The 22,743-nt window shown below is 73.5% G+C and carries 19 protein-coding genes; 2 read left to right on the top strand and 17 right to left on the bottom strand.

The features are described from left to right. Window positions 1–22: 22 nt before the first annotated feature. Genes eccCa through eccD form a run of 3 tightly spaced genes read right to left on the bottom strand, consistent with a single transcriptional unit; the run spans window position 23 to window position 7,032 of the window. A complete protein-coding gene (gene eccCa / locus LTT61_RS22695; RefSeq protein ID WP_233016083.1) occupies window positions 23–4,102 on the bottom strand; it encodes a type VII secretion protein EccCa in 4,080 nt (1,359 codons plus the stop codon). A gap of 45 nt (window positions 4,103–4,147) precedes the next feature. Beyond that, entirely contained in the window at window positions 4,148–5,557 is a 1,410-nt protein-coding gene (gene mycP, locus LTT61_RS22690) for a type VII secretion-associated serine protease mycosin (protein ID WP_233016082.1), read from the bottom strand. Further along, window positions 5,554–7,032, bottom strand: coding sequence for a type VII secretion integral membrane protein EccD (gene eccD, locus LTT61_RS22685; RefSeq protein ID WP_233016081.1), 1,479 nt, complete (start codon window positions 7,030–7,032; stop codon window positions 5,554–5,556). Before eccD ends, mycP begins: the two co-directional genes overlap by 4 nt. 192 nt (window positions 7,033–7,224) lie before the next feature. Between eccD and eccA the strand changes: the two genes are divergently transcribed. After that, on the top strand, window positions 7,225–9,060 hold the full coding sequence (gene eccA, locus LTT61_RS22680) for a type VII secretion AAA-ATPase EccA (RefSeq protein WP_233016080.1): 1,836 nt from the start codon (window positions 7,225–7,227) through the stop codon (window positions 9,058–9,060). Here the strand turns inward: eccA and eccB are convergent. Then, window positions 9,057–10,562, bottom strand: a complete 1,506-nt coding sequence (gene eccB, locus LTT61_RS22675; protein ID WP_233016079.1) for a type VII secretion protein EccB — start codon at window positions 10,560–10,562, stop codon at window positions 9,057–9,059. The genes eccA and eccB overlap by 4 nt on opposite strands. Window positions 10,563–10,681: 119 nt before the next feature. Between eccB and eccE the strand changes: the two genes are divergently transcribed. Beyond that, window positions 10,682–12,496 (top strand): type VII secretion protein EccE, encoded by a 1,815-nt coding sequence (eccE, locus tag LTT61_RS22670; RefSeq protein ID WP_233016078.1) that lies wholly within the window; start codon window positions 10,682–10,684, stop codon window positions 12,494–12,496. A 48-nt stretch (window positions 12,497–12,544) separates the two neighbouring features. Here the strand turns inward: eccE and LTT61_RS22665 are convergent, their stop codons facing one another. The 13 genes from LTT61_RS22665 to LTT61_RS22605 form a co-directional block, all read right to left on the bottom strand. Then, window positions 12,545–12,838: a type VII secretion protein EsxR gene (locus tag LTT61_RS22665; RefSeq protein ID WP_233016077.1), complete on the bottom strand. Its 294-nt coding sequence runs from the start codon at window positions 12,836–12,838 to the stop codon at window positions 12,545–12,547. Between the two features lie 41 nt (window positions 12,839–12,879). Then, on the bottom strand, window positions 12,880–13,179 hold the full coding sequence (locus tag LTT61_RS22660; protein ID WP_233016076.1) for a WXG100 family type VII secretion target: 300 nt from the start codon (window positions 13,177–13,179) through the stop codon (window positions 12,880–12,882). A gap of 112 nt (window positions 13,180–13,291) precedes the next feature. After that, the gene (locus LTT61_RS22655) at window positions 13,292–14,083 is read right to left on the bottom strand and encodes an ESX secretion-associated protein EspG (protein WP_233016075.1); all 792 of its coding nucleotides are present in this window, start codon (window positions 14,081–14,083) and stop codon (window positions 13,292–13,294) included. Further along, on the bottom strand, window positions 14,080–15,075 hold the full coding sequence (locus LTT61_RS22650; RefSeq protein WP_233016074.1) for a PPE domain-containing protein: 996 nt from the start codon (window positions 15,073–15,075) through the stop codon (window positions 14,080–14,082). Before LTT61_RS22650 ends, LTT61_RS22655 begins: the two co-directional genes overlap by 4 nt. A 30-nt stretch (window positions 15,076–15,105) precedes the next feature. Further along, window positions 15,106–15,453 carry a PE family protein gene (locus LTT61_RS22645; RefSeq protein ID WP_233016073.1) on the bottom strand — a complete coding sequence of 116 codons (348 nt, stop codon included), beginning with the start codon at window positions 15,451–15,453 and terminating at the stop codon, window positions 15,106–15,108. 57 nt (window positions 15,454–15,510) lie between these two features. Next, the gene (locus LTT61_RS22640; RefSeq protein WP_233016072.1) at window positions 15,511–16,863 is read right to left on the bottom strand and encodes a hypothetical protein; all 1,353 of its coding nucleotides are present in this window, start codon (window positions 16,861–16,863) and stop codon (window positions 15,511–15,513) included. Further along, window positions 16,860–17,174 carry a type VII secretion target gene (locus tag LTT61_RS22635; RefSeq protein ID WP_233016071.1) on the bottom strand — a complete coding sequence of 105 codons (315 nt, stop codon included), beginning with the start codon at window positions 17,172–17,174 and terminating at the stop codon, window positions 16,860–16,862. The genes LTT61_RS22640 and LTT61_RS22635 overlap by 4 nt, the downstream gene beginning before the upstream one ends. Window positions 17,175–17,285: 111 nt before the next feature. Beyond that, entirely contained in the window at window positions 17,286–17,585 is a 300-nt protein-coding gene (locus LTT61_RS22630; RefSeq protein ID WP_233016070.1) for a YbaB/EbfC family nucleoid-associated protein, read from the bottom strand. 31 nt (window positions 17,586–17,616) lie between these two features. Next, window positions 17,617–17,970, bottom strand: coding sequence for a hypothetical protein (locus LTT61_RS22625; protein ID WP_233016069.1), 354 nt, complete (start codon window positions 17,968–17,970; stop codon window positions 17,617–17,619). 17 nt (window positions 17,971–17,987) lie between these two features. Then, window positions 17,988–18,773, bottom strand: coding sequence for an ESX secretion-associated protein EspG (locus tag LTT61_RS22620; protein ID WP_233016068.1), 786 nt, complete (start codon window positions 18,771–18,773; stop codon window positions 17,988–17,990). Then, window positions 18,770–20,701, bottom strand: a complete 1,932-nt coding sequence (locus LTT61_RS22615; protein ID WP_233016067.1) for a hypothetical protein — start codon at window positions 20,699–20,701, stop codon at window positions 18,770–18,772. Before LTT61_RS22615 ends, LTT61_RS22620 begins: the two co-directional genes overlap by 4 nt. Window positions 20,702–20,844: 143 nt before the next feature. Beyond that, window positions 20,845–22,422, bottom strand: coding sequence for a hypothetical protein (locus LTT61_RS22610; RefSeq protein ID WP_233016066.1), 1,578 nt, complete (start codon window positions 22,420–22,422; stop codon window positions 20,845–20,847). Continuing rightward, window positions 22,419–22,724 carry a hypothetical protein gene (locus LTT61_RS22605; RefSeq protein WP_233016065.1) on the bottom strand — a complete coding sequence of 102 codons (306 nt, stop codon included), beginning with the start codon at window positions 22,722–22,724 and terminating at the stop codon, window positions 22,419–22,421. The genes LTT61_RS22610 and LTT61_RS22605 overlap by 4 nt, the downstream gene beginning before the upstream one ends. Between the last annotated feature and the right edge of the window lie 19 nt (window positions 22,725–22,743).

Genomic DNA, 22,743 nt, shown 5'->3' with positions numbered 1-22,743 from the left:
AGCGGAGGCCCCGCGGCTCGCCCTACAGCGGGGGCAGGTAGGCGATCTGCACCATCTCCTGCTCCCGGCTGCGCGAGACCAGCACCCCGCGCCCCGGGGGCAGCCGCATGGGCCGCACGTCGCCGATCAGCTTCCCCTCGTCCCGCGAGCCGCTCATGATCAGCGTCTCGACCGAGAGGTTCTTCAGCCCGCCGATGATCGGGTCGAAGAGCGCGCGAGAGACGCCGCCCATGCGCCGGGTGACGACGAAGTGCAGCCCGATGTCGCGGGCCTGCGGGAAGTACTCCATGAGCGTGGCGAACGGGTTGATGCCGCCGGTGACGACCATGTCGTAGTCGTCGACGAGCACGTAGATCTCCGGCCCGCTCCACCAGCTGCGCTCGCGCAGCTGCTGCGGGGTGATGTCGGAGTCCGGGATGCGCTTGCTCAGGTACCCGGCGACCTCCTGGATCATCGGCGCGCAGGTCTGCGAGGAGGTGGAGTACCCGGCCAGGTGCTCGCCCTCGACCACGCCGAGCATGGTGCGCCGGTAGTCGATCATGATGATCTTGGCCTCGTCCGGCGTCGCGTTCTCCACGATGCCCATGGCGATATTGCGCAGCAGCGTCGTCTTCCCGGACTCCACGTCGGCGAAGGCCATGAAGTGCGGCTCCGCCCCGAAGTCGAGGACCAGCGGTTGCAGCGCGGACTCGCCGAGCCCGACGACGAGCCTGGTCGGGCTCGGCTCGATCCCGGCCGCCGCGGCGGCGGCGAGCAGCTCGGCGCGGTCGAGCTGCTGCGGCAGCATCCGCACCTGCGGCGCCCGGTGCCTCGGGTGCACCAGCTCCAGCCCGGCGCGGGCGGCGGTGACGCCTTCGGCCACCGTCTCGGGGTTGGAGTCGGAGTCGAGCCGGGGCAGCGCGATGAGCATGTGCAGGTGGTCGGGGGTGAGGCCGCGGCCGGGTTTGCCGACCGGCACCTGGTGCGCGACCCGCCTGCCCATCTCCGAGTCCGACGGGTCACCGAGCCGCAGCTCCAGCCTGGTGCCGATCTGGTCCTTGACCACCGGGCGGATCTCGCCCCAGCGGTTCGCCCCGATCACCAGGTGGATGCCGTACGACAGCCCCTGCGCGGCGATGGCGTTGATCTGCGACTCCAGCGAGTCGAACTCCTCGCGGATCACGGCCCAGCCGTCGATCACCAGGAAGACGTCGCCGAAGCGGTCGTCGGCGAGCGGGTTCCCCGGCGAGGCCGCTCCCTCCGGAACATGCTGCGCGGCAGCGAATTTGCGCCGCCGGAAGTCGACCATGGACTCGATCCCGCGCTCGGCGAAGCGCTGCTCGCGCTCCCGCAGGAGTGTGGTCAGCTCGGCGACGGTGCGGCGCACCCGGTCGCCGTCGAGCCTGCCCGCGACCGAGCCGACGTGCGGGATGCCCGCGAGCCCGGCCATGCTGCCGCCGCCGAAGTCGAGGCAGTAGAACTGCACCTGTTCGGGGGTGTGCGTGGCCGCGGCGGCCAGCACGATGGCGCGCAGCGTTGTCGACTTGCCGGACTGCGGGCCGCCGACGACGGCCACGTTGCCCTGCGCACCGGCCAGGCTGACGGTGAGCACGTCACGGCGCTGCTCGTAGGGCTTGTCGATGACGCCGATCGGCATCCAGAGCTGGCCGTGCCGGTTCACCGGCGAGCGCCAGTCCGGGTCGGGCAGCAGCATGTCGACGGTCGGCGACTCCTCCAGCGGCGGCAGCCAGACCTCGTGCGCGGGCCTGCCGTGCCCGGTGAGCCGCTTGACCACCACGGTGAGCAGGCTGTCCGGGACGCCCTCCTCGCCCGGCATCGGCCTGCCGGGCGGTGGCGGCAGCTCGGGCCGCGCGCCCGCAGGCGGCGGTGGGGGCAGGCCGAGCGGGTCGTCGTCGAGCAGCGCGTCGGCGGGTGGCTCGGCCATCTCCACCGCCGCCGCGGTGAAGACCGTCGGCCTGCCACCGGCGACCGGCCCGCCCTCGTCGCCGCCACCGCCGAGCGGGGCCACGTACGGCCCGGAGACGTAGGAGGCGTTGAAGCGCAGCGGATCCGAGGCGTCGCTCTTCAGGTACCCGGAGCCGGGCACGCTGGGCAGGTGGTAGGCGTCGGTGATGCCGAGCACCGCGCGGGACTCGTTGGCGGAGAAGGTGCGCAGCCCGATCCGGTACGAGAGGTGCGACTCCAGGCCGCGCAGCTTGTTCTCCTCCAGCCGCTGCGAGGCGAGCAGCAGGTGCACGTGCAGCGAGCGGCCGAGCCTGCCGATCATGACGAACAGCTCGGCGAAATCCGGCTTCTGCGAGAGCAGCTCGGAGAACTCGTCGACCACGATGAAGAGCGCGGGCAGCGGGTCGAGCGGCACCCCGGCGGCGCGCGCCTTCTCGTAGTCGGTGACGTTGGCGTAGTTGCCCGCCGAGCGGAGCAGCTCCTGGCGCCGGTTCATCTCGCCCGCCAGCGCGTCCTTCATGCGGTCGACCAGCGCGAGCTCGTCCTCCAGGTTGGTGATCACCGCCGCGACGTGCGGCAGCGGGTCGAGGCCGAGGAAGGTCGCGCCGCCCTTGAAGTCGACGAGCACCAGGTTCAGCGCGTCCGGGGAGTGCGTGGTGACCAGCGAGAGCACCAGCGTGCGCAGGAATTCGGATTTGCCGGAGCCGGTGGCGCCGATGCAGAGGCCGTGCGGGCCCATGCCGTTCTCGGCGGACTCCTTGATATCGAGTTCGACCGGGGTGCCGTCCGGGGTGATGCCGATCGGCACCCGCAGCCGCTCGCGCGCGGTGCGCGGGCGCCAGACCCGGGCCGGGTCGATCTGCGCGGCGTCCGGGATGCGGAGCAGCGACATCAGCCCCGGATCGGAGACCGAGCCCTCGCCGAGGCTGACGATCTGCGCCGCGGTGGCGAGCCGGTAGCGGGCGAGGCCGCGGGCCAGCGCCGCCGCCTCGGCGACCTCGACGGCGTCGGCGGCGGCGAACCGCTCCACCCCCGCCGCGCTGCGCGCGGAGACGTCGCCGTTGCCGACCAGCAGTTGCAGGCCGCGGCGGGCGGCGAGCCCGCCCTCGGGGGCGGTTAGGTCGAGAACGGTGACCGAGTCCAGCCCGGACTCGCTGATCAGCCGCTCGCCGCCGTTCACGTAGCCGTCGTCGATCACGACGACCAGGTGCAGCCTGCCCTGGGTCGGCTGCGGGTTGCGCATGAAGCGGCCGCGCTCGAGCAGCTCCCCCTGCAGCGCCGTCTCCAGCTCGCCGAGCGAGGTGTAGAGCATCCTGGCGCTGCCCATGCCGTCGCGCTGGCTCGGATGCTGCAGGTGCGGCAGCCATTTGGTCCAGCCCCACGCCCCGTCCGGGTCGGCGCAGACGATGGCGATGGCCAGGTGGTCGGGGCCGTGGAAGGTGACCAGCTCCATGAGCATGGCGCGCACCAGCATCCGCGCCTCGTCGGTGGGGCCCTCGATGTTCAGCGCGGGGAAGGCGCGCAGCGAGACCGCGGTGGGCAGCGTGTGCACCACCGAGTGGGTGCGCACGAACCGGCGCAGCGCAACGGTGGAGACCGGCTCCAGGTCCTCCAGCGGGCCGGTCTCCGGGCGGGCCAGCTTGGTGGCGAGGCGGTGGCTGCCGATCCCGACCCGCACGTGCCCGAAGTCGGGGTCGTTGGGGCGGCGCTCCCACATCCGCCGCGTCCCGACCAGCGAGGGCAGGTCGGCCGGGTCGGGGTGGCTCCAGACCAGCGTCTCCAGCTGCTTGCCCCCGGTGCGCCTGACCTCCCTGCGGATCTGGTCGAGGTAGCGGAAGTAGTCCTTGCGCTCCTCGTTCAGCTCGACCGCGCGCTTGCCGCCGCCGCCCCGGTACCCGGCCATCATGCCGACCATCGACATGACCATCATCAGCGGGAACATCATCATGAACGGGTTGGCGAGCAGGTTGCGGCCCATCATCGCCATCATCGCGATCATGCCGACCATGGCGATCACCATGACCACCGGCATGAGCTTCATCATGAGCGGCGCGGGCAGCGGCCGCGGCACCTCCGGCGGCGCGGTCAACGCCACCTCGCCGCCGGGCGCGCGCGGCGGGGCGATGCGGGGGCGTCGGACGAAACCTTCGGTAGCCATGGGTCCTTCGATGGTTCGAGCGGGTCGGGCTGGCGGTGGCCGGGGTCAGGGGGCGAGTTCGGCCTCGATGTCCCGGCGTCTGCGCCGGTAGGGCAGGCTCACCGCGACGCCGATCGCCAGCCCCGCGAGACAGACGATCGAGCCGATCACCGCGATCCGGCGCGGCCGCGGGTCCGGCCCGGCCGGGTACACCGGCGCCGCGATCGCCCGGCCGACGTCCGCCGCCGCGCCGACCGGCTGCTCCGGCAGCGGCGCGGTGAGCGCGGCGACCGGGTCGATGAGCCCGGCGCCGACGGCGTCGTCGCGCCCGGTCCCCGGGCTCTGCGCGGTCCGGGTGATCCGATCCATGACCTGTTGGGCGTTCAGCTCCGGGAAGCGCGCCCGGACCAGCGCGGCCAGCCCGGCCACGTAGGGGGCCGCGAAGCTGGTGCCGTCCACGCTGCGGATGCCGTCGGTGGTCTGCACGCCGTCGACGAGTCCGGCCCCGCCCGGCTTGCTGTCCAGCGAGACGATGTTGCGGCCGATCGCCGCGACGCCGACCCACGGGCCGTGCAGCGACAGCTCGGAGGGCTTGCCGTCGGCGTCCACCGAGCCGACCGCGAGCACGTACGGGGTGAACCAGGCCGGGCTCGCCACGGTGCCGACGGCCTCCCAGCCGGTGCCCTCGTTCTGGTTCCGGCAGGCGCCGTCGCTCTCCACGTTGCCCGCCGCGGCGACCACGACCACGTTGCGCTCGTACGCGTAGCGCACGGCAGCGCCGAGCGCGCCGTCCGAGGAGTCCGAACCCGCCGAGCTGCAGGCGACCTCGGAGATGTTGATGACGGTGGCGCCCATGTCGGCGGCGCGCACCACCGCGCCCGCCAGGGTGAGCACGCTGCCGTAGCCCTCGCTGCGGATCTCGCCGCGCTCGTTGCGGTTGTTGCTGTCCTTGCGCTCGTAGGCCAGGCTGAGCTGCCGGATGGCGAGGATCTCGGCGTCCGGCGCCACCCCCGCGAAGGCGTCCTCGAGGCTGGGCTGCGCGCCGATGATGCCTGCGACCAGGGTGCCGTGGCCGTCGCAGTCGACGGTGCCGTCGCTGTCCGCGACGTAGTCGCCGCCCGGCTGCAGCCGGGGCAGCCGCGGGTGCCGGTTGACGCCGGTGTCGATCACCGCCACCTTCTGCCCACCGCCCCTGCTGAACTGCCAGGCCGCGGGGAGATCGAGCATGCGCTGCGCCAGCGGCGGCTCCTGCGGGGCCCCGCCGACCAGCAGCGGCTCGGCGCAGAGCGAGCGCTGCTCGGTCGGCTCCAGCGGCGCCGGCCTGCCGCTGAGCCCCTGCGCCGCGCCGAGCGCGCCCTGGTCGATCGGGGGCGGCCCGATCGCGGCGGCCGGGGCGAGCGTCGCCGCCAGGAACCCCGCGATGATCGTGACCGCCCCGGCCGTCCGGGTGAGCGGGCGATGCCGGGGGTGGCTCATATGTTCCGTGCCATCGAGTAGACGCCCATGATCCACAGCACCAGCGGGATCACCGCCACGATCAGCAGGTACTCGAAGACCTCGATGCCGCGCCTCGTCACCGGGGTCGCCTCCACGTGCGGCCCGATCACCCCGAAGGCCGCCGCGCCCGCGCCGAAGGCGAGCAGCAACCCCACCGCTATCAGCTCCAGCTCGCTGTCGCCGAGCGCGAGTCCGGCAATCAGCGTGACGATGATCACGCAGCCGGCGCCGATCAGCGTCACCGCCTGGAGCAGGTCGGCGAAGGCGCGGCCGCGCAGGCACAGGATGATCGCGGTGATCACCGCGAGCGTCAGCCCCTGCCAGCGCGCCGCGCCGAGCGGATCGGCGGCGCCGAAGGCCCCGACGACGGTCGTGATCGCGCAGGCGACGACGAGCCCGGACTGGTACCGGTTGGCCGCCCGCGCCCGCAGCTCCAGCCCGGCGGCCGACGGCAGCGCGGTGGCGCCGATGGCGCCGATGCCCTCCAGCGTCGGCCGCGGCTCGTGATCGGCCGGGTCGATCGCGGCGCCCGCGGTCGGCACCGGCGGGATCGGCAGCCGAGCCAGCACCGCGGCCAGCCTCGGCACCATCGAGACGGTGGCGATGCCGACGACGATCAGCCCGGCGGCCAGCTTGGCCAGCCCCGGGTGCCAGACCAGGTAGACCGCGGCCGCGCCGCCCGCCACCAGCGCCAGCGCGGCGACCGCGACGAAGAGCGCGGCGCCGGTGCCGGTCAGCCGGTACCCGAGCACCGCAGCGACCAGCACCACCGAGCTGCCGAGCAGCAGGTGCGCGCTGCCGAGCGGGCCGGGGACGAAGAGCGCGGCGCCCGCGAAGATCAGCAGCAGCCCGTCGGCGGCGAGCCAGGCCGCGGTGAGCTGGTCCCGATACCGCCTGGCCGCGAAGCCCGCGGCGGTGAAGGCCGCAGCGGCCGTCCCGGTCAGCGCGAAGGCGGGGGCGAGCGGGTCGCCGTGCCGCCGCGCCACGACAAGCAGCGCGAGCACCGCGAGCACGGTGAACAGCGACGCCACCAGCCCGGTCCAGCGCGCGGAGCCACCGGTCCAGCCGCGGAACTGGGTGGCGGTGAGCCGGGAGACCGCGTCGATGACGTCGTCGAAGAGCACCGGCGCCTCCTTGGCGGCGACGGCGCGGAGCACGAGCAGCTCGCCGTCGTACACCTCGGCCTCGTCCAGGGTGCGGCTCGGTGCGATGGCGTCCCGGCCGAGCCGGGCGAGGGTCCAGCGCTTGGCATCCAGATCGGTCGCGGCGTCGTCGGCTCCGGCCGGGTCCGGATCGCGCGAGCCGATCAGCGCGACCAGTTCACCGATATAACTCGCGATCGGGACGGTCGACGGCAGCCCGACGTCGAGCTGGGTGTCGCCCCCGATGACGGAGACGCGGGTGAGTTCCGGTTCGACAGCCCGGGTTCCCCCGGTCGGCGGTGATTCGATCAACGACGTTCACGCCCCCACAACAGCATCCGGGGCGTTGGCTTCCCGGCGCTCACAGGTAGATGACACTTGCGTTGCAGCCTGCTGGCAGCGGAACCTAATGTAACGGACAGACCAGCGCGCATGCAGTCCGTGAGGGCCGGTCCAGGTGAACTGAATGGCAACGGACGACGAAGATTTCGGGGTTCCAGAGCAATGACCGGCAATCGCCAAGCACAGAAGGCCTTCGACGCCGGAGTCCTTTCACTCGGAATCTCCCTGGAGGGGCAGGAATCGGCGCGCGATCTGGAGTACGCCAAGCTGGCGTTCCAGCGCGCGACCGAGTGGGACCCGGGAATGTGCGACGCGTGGCTCGGCCGTGCCGCCGCCGGGGAGCTCACCCGCGAGGTGCTGCAGAACCTGCACCGCACCAGCGTCGGCACGCTGCACCGCGAGCAGCGCCGGGTCGGGCTCACGCCGCGGCAGCTGGCCGGGCGCTTCCTGCCCGGGCTCTACATCGACTATCCGCTGGCGAGCTACACCGAGATCTGGCTCGCCTGGGCCGCCCAATTGATCGCGGACAAGGAATTCACCGAGGCCGAGCGGGTGCTGGACGAGCTGGCCGCGCACCGGCGGGCGCGCACCGACGACCCGGAACGGGAGGTGGACGACCGGGTCGCCGCCTACGTCCGCGGCGTGCTGCACTACCAGACCCAGCGCTGGCCGGACGTCATGGCCGTGCTGAACGGCTCCGCCGAGTGGCCGGACCCGTACCTGGCCGCGGGCGCGCACGTGATGGTCGGGACGGCCTGCGCGCAGCTCGGGCTGTTCGGCGAGGCCATCCGCCGGATGGAGCAGGCCGAGCGGGGCCCGATCCCGGCCGCGCGCTCGACCGCCATGTTCTGCCGCGGGCTGTGCCTGCGCGAGACCGGCAGCGAGGAGGAGGCGCAGGCGCTCTTCGAGAAGGTGTACTCGCAGGCACCGGATTTCGACGCCAACACCGCGGCCATGCGCGACCGCACCTACCGGATCACGGTGACCTCGCGCGAGTCCATCGATGCCCGCACCGACCGCTGGGACCCGGTCTCCTCGCCCTCGATGGAGCAGATGGAGCAGGCCGAATCGGCGGACCGGGCCAAGAAGATCCTGGCCGAGGCGCGCGCGGAGCTGGATTCCCAGATCGGCCTCGGCTCGGTCAAGACCCAGGTGGCGAAGCTGCAGTCGAGCGCGCAGCTGGCCAAGATCCGCGCGGAGAAGGGGCTCGCCAGCGCGCCGCGCGGCCAGCACCTCGCCTTCACCGGCCCGCCCGGCACCGGCAAGACCACCATCGCCCGGGTGGTCGCCAAGATCTACTGCGGCCTCGGGCTGCTCAAGACCGACACGGTGGTCGAGACCAAGCGCGCCGACTTCGTCGGCCAGCACCTCGGCTCCACCGCCATCAAGACCGAGGCGCTGATCGACACCGCCATGGACGGCGTGCTCTTCATCGACGAGGCGTACACGCTGATCCAGGCCGGGCTCTCCGGCGGCGACGCGTTCGGCCGGGAGGCGGTGGACACCCTGCTGGCCCGGATGGAGAACGACCGCGACCGGCTGGTCGTCATCATCGCGGGCTACGACGGCGAGATCGACCGCTTCCTGGCCAGCAACGACGGCCTGGCCTCCCGCTTCGCCAAGCGCCTGCAGTTCCCCTCGTACACCGCGGACGAGCTGGGCGCGATCGGCGCGGTGATCGCGGGCAAGCGCGATTCCCAGCTCTCCGACGAGGCGGCGGCGCTGCTGGTGCGGGTCTGCGCACACCTCTACGACCTGCACAGCACCGATCAGAGCGGGCAGCCGCGGCGCGGCGTCGACCTGGCGGGCAACGGCCGCTTCATCCGGAACGTGATCGAGGCGGCCGAGGAGGAGCGCGAATTCCGGCTCGCCAACGACGAATCGCTGGATCTGAGCAGCGTCGACGACGACGTCCTGATGCGCATCGAGGAGCCGGATATGCGCACCGCGCTCACCTCGCTGCTCGCCTCGCTGAACATCCCGGCCGGCGACTACTAGCGGATCGGCTCCTGCGGCAGCTGGTCCCGCGCCACCAGGGCGTCCCGCTGGCTCAGCGTGGGGCCGGGCACCAGCTGCCCGACGATCGCCCACGGCGCCATCCGCGGCTGGGCGCCGAGCCCGAGCACGCCTGCGGCGGCGGTGTCGGGGACGCCGTACCTGATGCCGCTGTCACTGACGTAGAACAGGCTACCGCGCCGCGGGCTGCCCGGCTCCAGCCCGGTCATCTGGACGTACTCGCCGGAGCCGGGCGCCAGGTAGACCTCGTCCACCCGCTCGCCGGTGCCGTCCGCGGTCGCCAGCCGCACCGCGGCCGCCGACTCCGGGATCGGCACCCTGGTACCGGCCAGGATCGTCACGACGGCGCGGTCGGCGGGGCCGTCACCGGCGCCGTCGGCCGGTGCGGTGCCGGGGTCCTTGGCCCAGGAGACGCAGGAGACCGGGGCGTCCTCGGCGTGCACAAGCGCGGGCTTGCGCGCCGGGAAGTGGTCCAGCGGCAGCGCCCTGACCACCGGAACCTTGTCCAGCACATCGGGGGCGAGCGCGGGGACCTCGCTCAGCCCGTGCGAGTCGGCGAAGCGCAGCACCTGGGCGGCGAACTCGCCGATCGGCTGCAGCCCGTCGGCGAGCACCAGGTAGCGATCCGAGCCGTCGACGGCGGCGCCGGGGATCGCGACCACGCTGCCCACCTGGTACCGCCCCAGCGGGCCGGGCCCCGGCGCACCGGCATTGGGCACCGCGGGCACGGCGAGCGGCGGGACCGGGGTGGTCGCGCCGAGCAGCCCGGCCCCGACCGGGCGCGGTGTGATGCCGCGCAGTTCGAGCGCGCGGGCGAGCACCGAGTTGCCCGGGTCGAGCTCCGCGCGCTTGCCGTCGTAGAGCAGGAAGCTCTGGCCGTTGCGGCGCACCAGCATGGCGTCGCCCGCGCCCAGTGCGCGAGCGCGCTCCCCGAGCTCGGGACGGCCGGCCAGTACCGTGGTCCGGCCGCCGGAGGCGGAGGCGGCGCTGCCGCCCGCGGAGAGCGAGATGGTCTCGCAGAGCGTCCATTCCGAGCGGTCGCCCTGCTTCGAGCCGGGCAGCACGCCCGGTGCGCCCGGGATGCCGAGCATCGGGCCGCGCGGCAGGTCGCCGAGTTTGGCGTCCTTCACCGACTGCGGCTCGGCCGAGCTGCCGGTGATCAACCGGGCGGAGGCGAGGTTGAGCACCGGGTGCAGCGTCTGCTTGCCGTCCTGCCCCTGCACCACCACGTAGAGCGCCCCGCTCTGCTTGCCGGAGACGATCAGCGCGTCGCCGATGGCGCCCTGCGGGCGGATCAGCCCGAGAATGGCGGCGCCGGCGACGATCAGGATGCCGAGCACCAGCCCGACCAGGAGCGAGCGGATCTGCGAGCGCATGGGGTCGTGCAGCATGCGCACGTCCCGGCGGACCAGGGCGTGGTCGAGCCGGCGCAACAGGAATCTGTACCCGTTGACCTGGGCCCGGGTCGTCAGCTGGGCAGGCACTCGATCGCTCCACCGGGAACCGTCACAGCCGACACGGTACCGTAAGCCGAGGACGGCCCGGAACCGCTGACGTGCAGAGCATTTCGACCGGGGCCGCATGTTTCGAACAGGAAAACGCGATGACGACGGTGACCGACGAGACGATGAACAACCGTGATCCGGACGAGCGCGATCCGGACGAGCGCGCGGCAACCGAGCCGGAGCCGGAGCACCCGGCCACCGGCTCCCCCTACGACCGGCTGCGCGACCCGGCGTTCTGGCTGTTCCGGATCTTCCCGCTGCGGCTGGTGATTCCGTCGGTGCTGGTCGCCGCGGCCCTGGCCTGGGTCGTGCTCGCCACGACGGCGCACGTGCTCGGCGCGGTCGCGGCCGGGGTGCTGGCCGCACTGCTCCTGCTGGCGCCGATCCGGGGGCGGACGCTCGCCGCCCGGATCGCGGGCGCGCTCGGCCGCAGACGCGATCGCGGGCTGCCCGCGAACTGGGCGAGCTCCGGCGAGCCGTTCGACGTCCCGGTGAGCGAGGGCGGCGGCTACGGCATGCGCTGGGACGGTGAGGCGCTCGTCACCATGCTGCGCATCGATCCGCCGCCGGACAGCCTGACCCTGCTCCGCCCCGGCGCGCTCGACACCGACCAGCTGCTCCCGCTGGCCGAGGTGGCGCGGTGCCTGAACCAGTTCGACCTGGAGCTGGCGGGCATCGACCTGATCAGCACCGGCGCGCGCACCGCGGGCACCGGGGTGGCGGCGCGGCTGTACGAGCGCATCCTCGGCCCGCTGCCCGCCATCGCGCACCGGACCGTGTGGCTGGTGCTCCGGCTGAACCCGCTGGTCAACGCGGACGCGGTGGAGAAGCGCGGCGGCGGGAGCACCGGCTCGCTGCGCGCAGCCATCATCGCGACCCGGCGGGTGGCGAACCGGCTGGCCGCGCTCGACATCGCGACCTCGGTGCTGAGCGCCGCCGAGATGACCGCCGCGCTGCGCAGCCTGACCCACGGCACCGAGCTGGAGCGGGTGGTGGAGACGCCGAGGGGGCTGCGCAGCGGCGACCGGCACCTCGCGCTCTACCGGGTCGAGGCGGAGGCGGTGCAGCCGGAGGGGCTGGCCGAGATCTGGGCGCTACCCAGCCTCTCCACCACCGTGACGCTGCGGCTGCGCCCCGGCGCGCACAAGCCGGAGACCAGGCCCGATCTCATCGGCACGGTGTTGCTGGAGGCGCTGGTGCGGCTCGACACCGACACCGAGCCGGAGGCGGCCCCGCTGTCCAGCCTGCGGCCGCTGCCTGGCAGGCAGCTGCGCGCGCTGACCACGAGCATCCCGCTCGGCGACGCCGGGCGCCCCGACCCCGCCGACGCCTACCGCGGCACGCTGACCGCGCTGACCGGCATCGCGGTGCCGACCGCGGGCTGCGGGCAGCTGATCGGCGCCGACGAGCAGGGCCGCGGCATCGCGGTACCGCTGATCGGCGAGGGCACCAGGCTCGTCGAGGTGGTCGGCAACCTCGACCTGGCCCAGCAGGTGGTGCTGCGCGCCATCGCGCTCGGCGCGCACGGCGTGGTGCACACCGCCCGCCCGGAGCGCTGGCAGACCATGGTGGCGGCGCTCGACACCCCCGGCATCCTGACCATCGCGCCGCGCGCCGCGGGCGCCAGCTACCACCCCGCCAGCACGCCGCCACCGCCGGCGGCGCCCTACCCGAGCACCACCGTGCTGGTCTTCGACGGCGTGCCGCCGACCACGCACGCGGGCGGCGCCACCATCGTGCACATCAGGGAGGGCGGCGAGCCCGCCGCGCTGGAGCCGGACATCACGCTGCTCCAGGACCCGGCGGCGCTGAACCGGATCACGGTGCGCACCGGGACGGCGGAGACCACCGTGTCCATGGTGACCACGCCGGCGGAGATGGAGTACATCGGCGAGTCGCTGGCCGCCCGCTGACGACGAGGCCGGCCGGGGCGCGCCCCGGCCGGCCTCGGTTGGCTGCCGTCAGAAGGCGGAGAAGCCGTCACCGACCCGGCCGTCGGCCTCGAGCGCGCGGCTCAGCGCGTTCTCCACCTCGGCGGCCAGCTGGTCCAGCTTGGACAGCGTGTCATCGAGCTCGGTGTTCACGTTCTTGTTGGCGTTGTCGAAGTTGCTGATCGCCTGATCACCCGACAGGTTCTGGCGGAAGAGATTCGCGGCGTCGTTCAGCTCCTGGATCTCACCCTGGATCTTGCTTCCGTTGGTCTTCAGCTCGTCGTACAGGGCGTTCATGGTCGCGGGGTCGTACAGAATGGTCATGGCTCAGTCCTTCGGTTGAGTTTCGGGGCCGTGGTGGCGGATCAGGCCTGCTGGTCCATGTTGACGAGGGTCGCCTTGCCCGAGGCGACGGCGGCGGTCAGCTCGTCCAGCTTCTGGTTGAGCCGGGTGGCCTCCTCGTCCCAGGCCTGGGAAACCTGGATGAACTTGTCGTTGGCGTCGCCCTTCCAGCCCGCCCGGGCCGCGTCCGACGCGGCGTCGACGGCGCTGACGGACGCCCGGAGGGCGTTGATGGCCTGGTCCATCCGGCTTTCGACCTGGGTGATGGCGTCGGCCTCGACACCGACCGCCCCTGCGCCGCCACCGAGAGTAGTGTGAGACATGATTCTGACCTTTCGTCATCCGTGCTGTGTGAAGCCGAGACCCGCGCCGGAAACTGGAAACCGGACGAATCCCACGGTCTTTCGCCACGACGTACTCCGCGCGGCGAGATAGCTAGCGGGGTAGCCACCTCCCATCGGGCAGGCCCTCGATCAGGGTGGCGATCGCCTGCGCCACCCGATGGTCGGTGCCGGTGGTGACCGTGGTCCAGAGGCGCCGGTCCGGCGCGAGCGCGGGGGCCGCGACGATCCGGCCGCGGTCGGTGTCGTACACCGCGACCGCGCCGGGGGCCCGCGCGGTGCGCCCGTCCTCGTGCGCCAGCGCCACGATCTCGGTGCGGGCGCGGGTACGGGCGAGCGCGGACCCGAGCCGGGTGGCGTCCCGTTCCGGCGCACCGGAGGCGTAGAAGGCATCGATGTGGTCGCTGACGGTGACCGCGGCGTCCAGCCGGTCGGCGAGTTCGTCGGCGGGCGCGCTGAAGGCGGGGACGTCGGCCGGGGTCAGCGGGCCGAGCGCGGCCAGCAGCGGCGTGCCCGCCGCGGAGTTGGAGCCGTCCAGCCAGAGCGATCGCACCTCGTAGCGCGCGCCGTCGCGCACGGCGACGGCGTGCTGCTCGCCGCGGCGCGCCAGGCAGCTGCGCCGGGTGCCGTCCGAGGTCACCGTGCGCGCCGCGAGCTGGCGGTCGGGCTGGGCGAGGACGAAGAGCGCGCCGGCGAGCTCCGCGTCGACCTCGCCGGTGCCGTCGATCAGCCCGGCGCCGGTCAGCTCGGCGAGCGCCGCCTCCTGGGCGATCCGCCAGTCCGCGTAGGAGTCCTGCTCGGGCCCGACGGCGAGCACCAGCGGCATGGTCTGCACGCCGAGCCGGTGCGCGACGGCGAGCAGGCCGTCGTTGGTCAGCGTGGTCACGGTGCCCCCTCCGCCCGGCCGCCGGGCGCGACCTGGTGGCCGCCGGCGGCGACGGCGCCGAGCACGGCGGGCGCCGCCTGGATGGCCGCCTCTTCGCCGAGGTGGTCGTCGGTCTCGCCGGGCAGCGCGGCGCGCGGGAAGCGGCCTGCCTCCTGGGCGGCGCCACCGCCCTGCGCGAGCGGCGTCATCGGCATCGACTGGCCGCCGGGGGCGGCGGGCACCGGCGTCGCGCGCGGGGCCGTCTCGACGGCGGCCGTCGCCGCCTGCGCGACCATCGGGGCGCGGTAGCCGCCGAGTTCGCGCACCGGAAGGGCCGGGATCCCGATCATGGGGATCGCGGGCATCCCGAACGCGGCCGGGGACATCTTCGCGGTGGCACCCGGCGCCGTTGCCGCCGAACTCGCCGCCTGCTCGGCCTGCAGCGGCTGCTCGGGGGCGATCCGCGGCGGGTGCTGCTGCTCCCAGGCCAGCGCGAGCGGCTCGGTCGCGGCCTCGTAGCTGCGCATCACCCGGGAGGCGACCGCCTTGGCCTGGTCAGCCTCGGTATCGGTCTGCGCGGCCACCGCCTTGATCGGGCCGCCGAGCGCGGCGCCGATGCTCTCCACCGCGCGCTGCGCCTGCTGGATGGCCTCGATGTCGACCAGGTTCGGCATCGCGATCATGGCGATCTCGTAGGCGGCGACCTGCGCCTGCATCCGGGCGGCGTTGGCCGCCGCGGCGCCGGCGACATCGAGCAGCCACTGGCGCAGCGCGGTGATCGCCTCGATCACCTCACCGCTGCGCCCGGACTGCCAGGCTCCGCGCAGCTCCCCGAGCGCGTGCTCGTACTCCAGCACCGCGGCGCCGAAGGCGGCGGCCAGCCGAGTCCACGCCTGCGCTGCCTCGGCCATCGGGACCGACCCCGGCCCGGTCGACAGCTCCTCGGCCAGCCGCTGCGGCGGGCGCGCCTCCCAGACGACGCCGGTGAAACCCGGCTGCGGTGGTTCGATCATGGCTACGCGGCGCCTTTCGGGAGCGGGGATTCAGGCGTTGGCGGGGCGGGAGCCGGTCTCCAGGCTGGCCACCGTCTCGGTCTCCAGCCGGCCGAACTCGACGGACTGCTGCCGGAGCACCGCCGCCAGCTTCCGCACCTCGTGCACCCCGGCCTGTGCGCTGCCCAGGTAGGAGGCGGCGACGTCGTTGCTGGTGACGGCGGCCCGGCCGGACACCTCGTCGACGCCGGCCGGCGGGATCCGCAGCGCCTCCTCGACCGCCTGCAGCTCCGCCGCGAGCCGGTCAGCCAGCCCGTCCAGGCCGGTGGAGGCGCGCGCCGCCGCCTCCGGGTCGAACCGGACGCCGTCGAATCCCTGCACCGTGCTCTCGCCGCTCATGTCTGCCTCCTGGTCGTGCCCTGTCGAAGTGATCGCCGCCGGACGGTGGTCCCGCGGTCAGAGTCTGAGATCGCGGTCCGGTGGCGGTTCCACGTTCGGCACGGTGGCGCCGACGACCGGGAGCGTGACCCCGTCGATCCGGCCGACCACCTCGTCGCCGTTGCTGCCGGTGACCAGCACCCCGCGCACCCCGTCGGTGCTCGACTCGCCCTCCCTGGCCAGCCCGGCGCCGCCGAGCGCACCCGCCGCACCGCCGGCGGGCATGAAACCGCCGTTGCCGCCGTGCCCGCCGCTCGCCGCGGCCGGGGCGACGGCGGCGGGAGCCGCGGCGGTGCTCGCGCCGGTGAGGCCGCCGACGGGGCCGCCCGCGGCCCTCGTCCCCTGCCACGGGCTCAGCGGCGCCGGCGCGGCGGCGAAGCCACCACCGCCGCCGAAACCGCCACCGCCCGCACCGGCGCCGCCACCGCTCGCGGCGATCGGCTTCGCCGGATCATGGCGCGGCGCCTCGTCTTCCGGCCGCACCGGCGCCAGCAGCGCGGTGTGCGCCGGCTTGGCGGCGGTCTGCGCCACCGTGGTCGCGACCTGGGTCGCGGTGCTGAGCAGCGGAGTCAGCATGCCGAGCAGCTGCGAGAGCTGCTGCGCCCCGTCGACGCCCTTGGGCGCACTGGTGACGGCCACCTTCTGCCCGGCCCCGGTCATACTCGCGCTGTGGCCGAGCATCTCGGCCTTGGTCTTCACCGTGATCGCGACGCCCTCGGCCGCCGATTCCACCGCCGAGGCAACCAGGAAGGCCATCCCCGGTCCGCTGGTCGCGTAGAGCGGCGCGGCGGCGAGCGTCGCGGAGAATTTGGCGATCACCGCGGCGAGCTCGGCGGCACCGATGAAGACGCTGGTCGCGCCGTTGCCGATGATCGCCTTCTCCTGGGTGCTCTGCGTGGCCAGCTCGGCACCGTCGGCCTGCGCCTGCCCGGCCTTCGCCGCCGCCTGCTCGGCCGCCATGCTCTGCCAGACCTGCATGACCGCCTGCAGCGCGGTGCTGCCGAGCTGGGTCACCGACTGCAGGATCGTGCCGACCTGCTGCAGCATCTGGGTCGGGTCGGCGGGCGGCGCGGGCGCGGCGGCGGGGTCGGCGAGCACCGGTTGCGCCACCGGCTCCGGCAGCTTCCCGGTGCCGAAGGCGGCGGCCAGGTCGGTGAGCGGGCGCATGAGCGCGCTCAGGTCGAGCACCGGCAGCGGCGGCAGCCCGGGCAGCGGCGGCAGCGCGGTGAGGTCGGGCAGCGCGGGAAAGCCCATGTCGTGCAGGATCTCGCCGACCGGGCGGTCGAGCATGGGCGCGAGCGCGCTGCCGCGCAGCAGGTCGAGGACCGTCGGATCGACCGGCGGCCCCTGCTCCTGCCCCGGCGCGGTCATTGCCGCTCGACGGCTCCGATGGCCGCCCCCGACGCGCTGTCGGTCGCCTCGTACGTGGCCGCCGCCTCGTAGGCGGTCAGCGCCGTCCCGGCGTGCACGCCCGCCAGTTCGAGCAGCGACGCGATGTGATTGGCCTGCGCGACCGCGTAGGCGGCGAGGAACTCCTGGCCGATCAGCCCGAAGACGGGGACGACGGCGGCCACGGTCGCCACCTGGTCGACCGCGCCCGCGGTGGCGATCCCGGCGGCCATCGACGCCGAGGCGTCGCCGTACCGGCGGACGGCTTCGGGCACAACTGCAACGTGATTCATGACAAGCGTCCAATCCCGAAACATGCCAGCATGTTTCGCTCTACGTTAGCGACCGGTGACCCCGCACGTCGTGCATCTCCCGGTTAACTTTCGATGACCACTGGCCGACGGTCACCGGTTTTGCTCGGCGTTGAAAGCGGTGATCAGCCCACCCCTTTCGGCGAAAGCGCAAGTCACGGCGGCGCGTGCGGTGGCGACCAGGGCATGCTCGAACTCGGCAGGCGTGAGCCTTGCCACAGCGCCGGTCAACCGCAGATCCAGCAGCGCGCCGTTGCCGTCCACCTCGACGGTGATCGCGCCGTCCGGCGACGTCTCGGTGGCGCGCACGGCGTTCATCGAGTCGCCGAGGTCGCGCAGCCGGTAGATCTGGTTCTGCACGCGGGCGAGCAGTTCGTCCATCGTGTCGACCATCGGCCCTCCTTCGTCGGTGTCGGTGCGGTTCTCAGACCGAGCGGAGCCAGCTCTGCGGCTCGGTCTCGTACTCCTGCTCGGCGACGATCTCGGCGGCCACCACCTCGCGCTCGGTCGGCAATCCGGTGCGGGCCAGCATCTCCGGGGTGAAGCCCGCCGCCCGCAGGTGCTCGCGGCGGGCCAGCCCGGCCCGCGCCGCCGACTGCCTGCAGAGCCGCAGGATCTCCGCGGCCAGCTCCCCCGGATCGCGGCGCAGCTGGTCGGGGTCGAGCGTGATGCCGAGCGGGAGGCCGGTTTCGGTGGTACGCACCGCGATCGACCCGGTCACCGTCGACGCGCTGAACTCCGCCGGGAAGCCGGGCTCCGCGGGCCGGTCGTCGGTCATCTCGGATTCTCCGTTCGTCATGCGCGGTCGTCCCGGATCGCGCGGACGATCTCCGCGATCCCGGCATCGACCAGGCCGGTCATTCTGGGTCGGTCGGCGGGTACGACGGTCATCGGCCGGCCGGGCACCACGGCGTATCTGCCGTCGTCGGTGAGGTCGCGCCAGTACAGGTGGACCGTGCTGATGCCGCGCGGGCCGAAGCGGGAGCTGCCCTGCTGCACCGTGATCGAGCCGACCTGATCGAGACGGGCCCGCTCGAACTCCGCGCTCCGGCCCGCCGCCGGGTCGGCCGCGGTGTCCCGGACCAGCGACCGCCGGTCGTCGTAGTCGTGATCGCCCCGGTCGACCGGAGCCGAGTAGACGAATCCGGGCTTGCGCCCCGCCTCCCGGTCGGGCAGGGCCGCGGTCACCACCGCGCCCAGTTCGAGCACGTCCTGCTCGGTGATGGTGTAGCCGGCCGCTTCGGAGCCACTCCGCCCGGGCAGCTGGGTGATCAGGAAGCCGCGATCCCCGGTGCGGGTGGCCAGCATTCGGAGCCTGGCCGCCGGCTCCGCCGGGTCCGTCCCGCTCATTCCGGACACGACGAGCCGGATGTCGGGCCGGGTGACGGCGTCGAGCACATCATCGATCACTCCGCCGAGCCGCGCGCGGACCTCGGCGACCGCCTCGGCCCTGCGCCGCCTGCCCGCACCCCAGGTGGATCCCGGCTCGGGCAGGTGGAAGAAGGGCTCGGGCACCGACTCCCGGCGCGCCGCCCACAGCCCGGTGAACTCCACCGGCGAGAGCTCCCAGCCGCGCGTCATTGTTCGACGATCGGGCGCACGACCACCGGCGCCTCCCCGAACGCCTCCTCGAGGTGCTCGGACGAGTCCAGGTAGTCGGCGCGCTTGTGGTCCTTCTGCTGCCCGCCGCCCTGCGCGCCGCCCGCGCCGCCCATCGGCATGCCGCTCATCGGCGTCCCGGCGCCGGGCGCGATCCCGGCCCTGGTCGCGGTGAACTCGGCCGCCGGAGCCGCCCGCGGGAACAGCTTCGACGCCTTGTCCAGGTTCTGTAGCGCGGGCCGTTCCCCACCGACACCACCGCCGACACCACCGCCGCCGCCGCCGACACCACCGCCCGCGCCCCCGCCGCCCTTGCCCGCCCTCTTGACCTGCTCGGACAGCTCGGACAGCGCGGGAATCGCGGGGACGCCGCCGGGGAGTCCGCCCAGCTGGCCGAGCTGCCCCAGCTGCTCCAGCTGGCCGAGCTGCTGGCCGAGCTGACCGAGCTGCTGCCCGGCCTGCTGGCCGAACTGCGCCAGCTGCTGCCCGAGCTGCTGCGCCGCCTGCGCACCCGGCGCACCGCCCTGCGCACCCTGCTGGCCGGCCAGCGCCCGCTGCTGCTCCGGCGTGAGCCCGTTCTGCCCCTGGCCATCGCCCTGCCCGGTGCCGTCGCCCTGCCCCTGCCCCTGGCCCTGCTCCAGCTGCGCGATCTCCTCGGCCGTCGGGAGCAGCCGATCCTGCATTCCGGCCAGCTGCTGCTGGCCTGGGTTCGGCCCGCCGCCCCCGCCGGGCACACCGCCGCCCCCGCCACCGCCACCGCCCCCGCCGCTGTTCCCACCGGGACCACCCGGCACCTGCGGCTGCTGGCCGGTGGTCGGCGCGATCGCGGGCGGAAGCACCGCGATCACCTGGGCCGTGTGCTCGATGCCCGGGCCGTAATCCTTGTTCATCACCCGGACGTAACCGGTGTGCGCCTGCTCCTTGCGGCGCTGGTCGAACTGGACCACCGTCTCCCCCGGATTGCCCGTGGTCGGCAGCGAGTCGTTCACCTGGAGCAGCTCGACGCCGGTGGTGTGCAACCACTCCGACACGTACTCCAGCGCGGAGCCGACCGCGTTCATGCTGCTGAGCAGCGTGTCGACGCCGGTGCCGTAGGCCTGGATCGCCTGGCGCGCCCGCTCGGCGGCGCCGTTCGAATCCGTACTGGTCCAGCTGGATTGGGTGCCCGCCATCTGGGTGGTCAGGATATTGAAGCTGCTGCGCAGCTCACCCGAGAGCCAGCGCCAGTCCGCGGCGGCCTGCGCGGCGGCCAGCGGCGGCACCGGAGCGCCCTGCGTGATCGAGGCGATGATGGTCTGGTACTGCTCGTAGCTGATCGGCTCGAACTCCTCCGGGTGCAGCCCGGCCTGCGGATCGAACTGCACGCCGCGCGGGCTCTGCAGGTCGGCCGGGAGCCCCCAGTGGCCCTCCTCGCCCTGCGACCCGACCTCGTTCCACCCCGGCACCGGGGTCGGCGCCGCGCCGCCGGGGTTGTAGTGGTCGTTGGCGGTGCTGAGGTCGGCGGGTGGCGGGCGCTGCGAGAGCGTGTCGCGCAGCCCCGGATCCCGGTGGTCGTCGATCCACTGCCGCAGCCGCTCGAAATCGGCGGTGCCCGCCTCCTCCGAGTTCACGTAGGCACGGGCGGCGGCCATGAACGTCTCGTTCAGGTCGTCCAGGATCTCGACGTGGTCGTCCAGGATCCGGCCGAGCTCCTGGCCCTTGGCGGAGAACCGGCGGGCCAGCATCTCCGCGGAGGCGAGCACCGCCGCGAACGGCGACAGATTGTCGACCTTGCTCACCTGACCGCGGACGGTGCTGACCCGGACCCTGGCGCCGTTGGCGGCGTTGACCAGCCCCTCCAGCACACCGGGCTCCAGCTTGAGCACGCCTGCCCCGGCCTGGCTGTGGAAACTGTCCCATGGAGTCGTCATCGCTCACTCCCCTGCCGATGACCAGCGTTCGTACCGCGCATCGCGAGAAAGTCTCGTAGCTCATTCTTTCCGCTTTCACCAATTCTAGGTTCCCACAGGTGAACAGCGCGTGTACAGAACCCGATCCTCGGGGCAGGCGGAGGTCAGGACACGTCTGCCCGAGCCCGCCGCGCGTGGAAGCGATCACGGAATCCGGCCTGGTAGAGCGCGGGCGGGAGCGCGGAGGAGGCCTGCTCGACCACGCCGTCGTCAGCGACGTAGAACACAGCGCGGCCGATACCCGCATCATCGGGATCGGCCGGGGAGTAGACCATCCAGCCGACGCTCACCCGATCCGCGCGCAACCGCTCCAGCGGGTATCCCGCGGTGTCCGCCCCACTTTCGGTGACCAGCCTGCGGACGGCGGCCAGCGCGTCGCCCGCCGGAAGCGGCTCCGCGTCCTCGGTGACGATGCCCGCCATGCTCAGTTGCAGCAGCCCCGCGTCGATGTCGAGCCCGGAGCCGGCGCCGAGCACCCGCTGCACCGTACTGCGGTGCACCACGCCGGTTTCGGCGGCGACGACGAGATCGAGCGCCGCCGCGCCGGGGTCGGCGCCGCTCGCCTCCGCGATCAGCGCGGCGACGACGCCCGCGGTGCTCTCCGTCGACCACATCGCCGGGACGGCGGCGCCGATCTCCGTCGCCGCGGGCGACTCCGCGCGGTACCAGCGGCCGCGCTCCCACCAGTAGCAGAACGACAGCAACCCGGTCGCGGCGCGGGTATTGAGGACCGGGTTCGCCAGCCACTCGGGGGCGCCCGCGTAGTAGGCGGGCATCGGAGCGCCGCCGTTGTAGACGGCGTCGAGTTCCGGTGCGTCCCAGATGCCGCCGGAGAGCACCGCCCGCTCGCCGGGCAGCGTGTACAGCGACGACCCGCTGCGCGCCGAGCCCTCGAACCAGTGCAGCGCGGGCAGCACCCGCGGTCCGAGCGGAGAGCCGATGGCGACGAAGACGGCGGCGAGCACCGACCAGCGGGCGACCATGAGCGGCAGGTCGGGCAGCGCGTCCTCGGCGACGACCGCACCCTGCCCGGCCCGGTGATCGGCCCTGGCGGCGGCGGGCAGCCGGGCCTGGCGATCGTCGTGCCCGAGATAGGCGGCGAGCCAGATCGGCAGCCGCGCCCGCGGGAACACCGCGAGGTCGGCCCGGTAGACCGCGGCCGGGAACAGATGGTCGTCCGGGAACGGCTCCTCGCCGAAGTCGTGATCGACCTCCAGCCGCCCCTCACTGTCCAGTGCGAGCAGGTAGCGCCACCACGGGCCGTCGCCCAGCTCCGCCGAGAGCTGCCGATGCGCCCGCACCAGCGAGAGCACCTGCTCCGACGGGAAGATCTGCGCGGTGCGCTGCTGCTCGTCGGAGAAGATGACCAGCGCGACCTCCGCGGCCACCGTCATGGCGAAGACCGCGTCGACCCGGCGCCAGCCCTCCGGGCCGAGCGCCGCGATCTCGCGGGCGATGGCGCGGCTCAGCTCGGTGCTGCGCTCGACCGGGTCGGGCGGTGCCGGGGCGGGGGCGGGCACGGTGGTGCTCTGCTCGTCGCCGAGGGTGAAGCCGAGGTCGGGTTCGTTCTCGGCGGGGGTCGCGGCCGGCGCCTCCGCGCCCGGCTGATCGCGGGCGGGGCGCGGATCGTCCGGCGTGGTCACGGTGGCGGGGTTCTCCTCGGCGGCGTGCGGATTCGTCACGGGGCGCTCCGGCGCCGGTTGATGGCCTCGATCTTGCGGGCCCGTTCGGCGCGGCGGGCGGCGGCATTCGAGCCGTCCAGCTGGCCCTCGAATGCCGCGCGGGCCGCCGCGACCAGCTCATCGGGCACCTCGGGGTAGGCGCGGGTGATATCCCACAGCGCTTCCTCGGTGGTCAGGTCCAGACCGCTGTCCGAATGCGGCGCCCCACCGGCGCGCACCTTGCCGAGCAACTCCTCGAAGTTGCGCCGGGTCTCGGGTTCGGTCGGGTAGTCCTCGCGCACCACGCCCTCCTTCCTGGTCATTGTGTTCCGGTCCCGTTCG

Source organism: Nocardia asteroides, assembly GCF_021183625.1.
GTDB lineage: Bacteria > Actinomycetota > Actinomycetes > Mycobacteriales > Mycobacteriaceae > Nocardia > Nocardia asteroides_A.
This window is presented reverse-complemented; position numbering and strand designations above follow the sequence as displayed.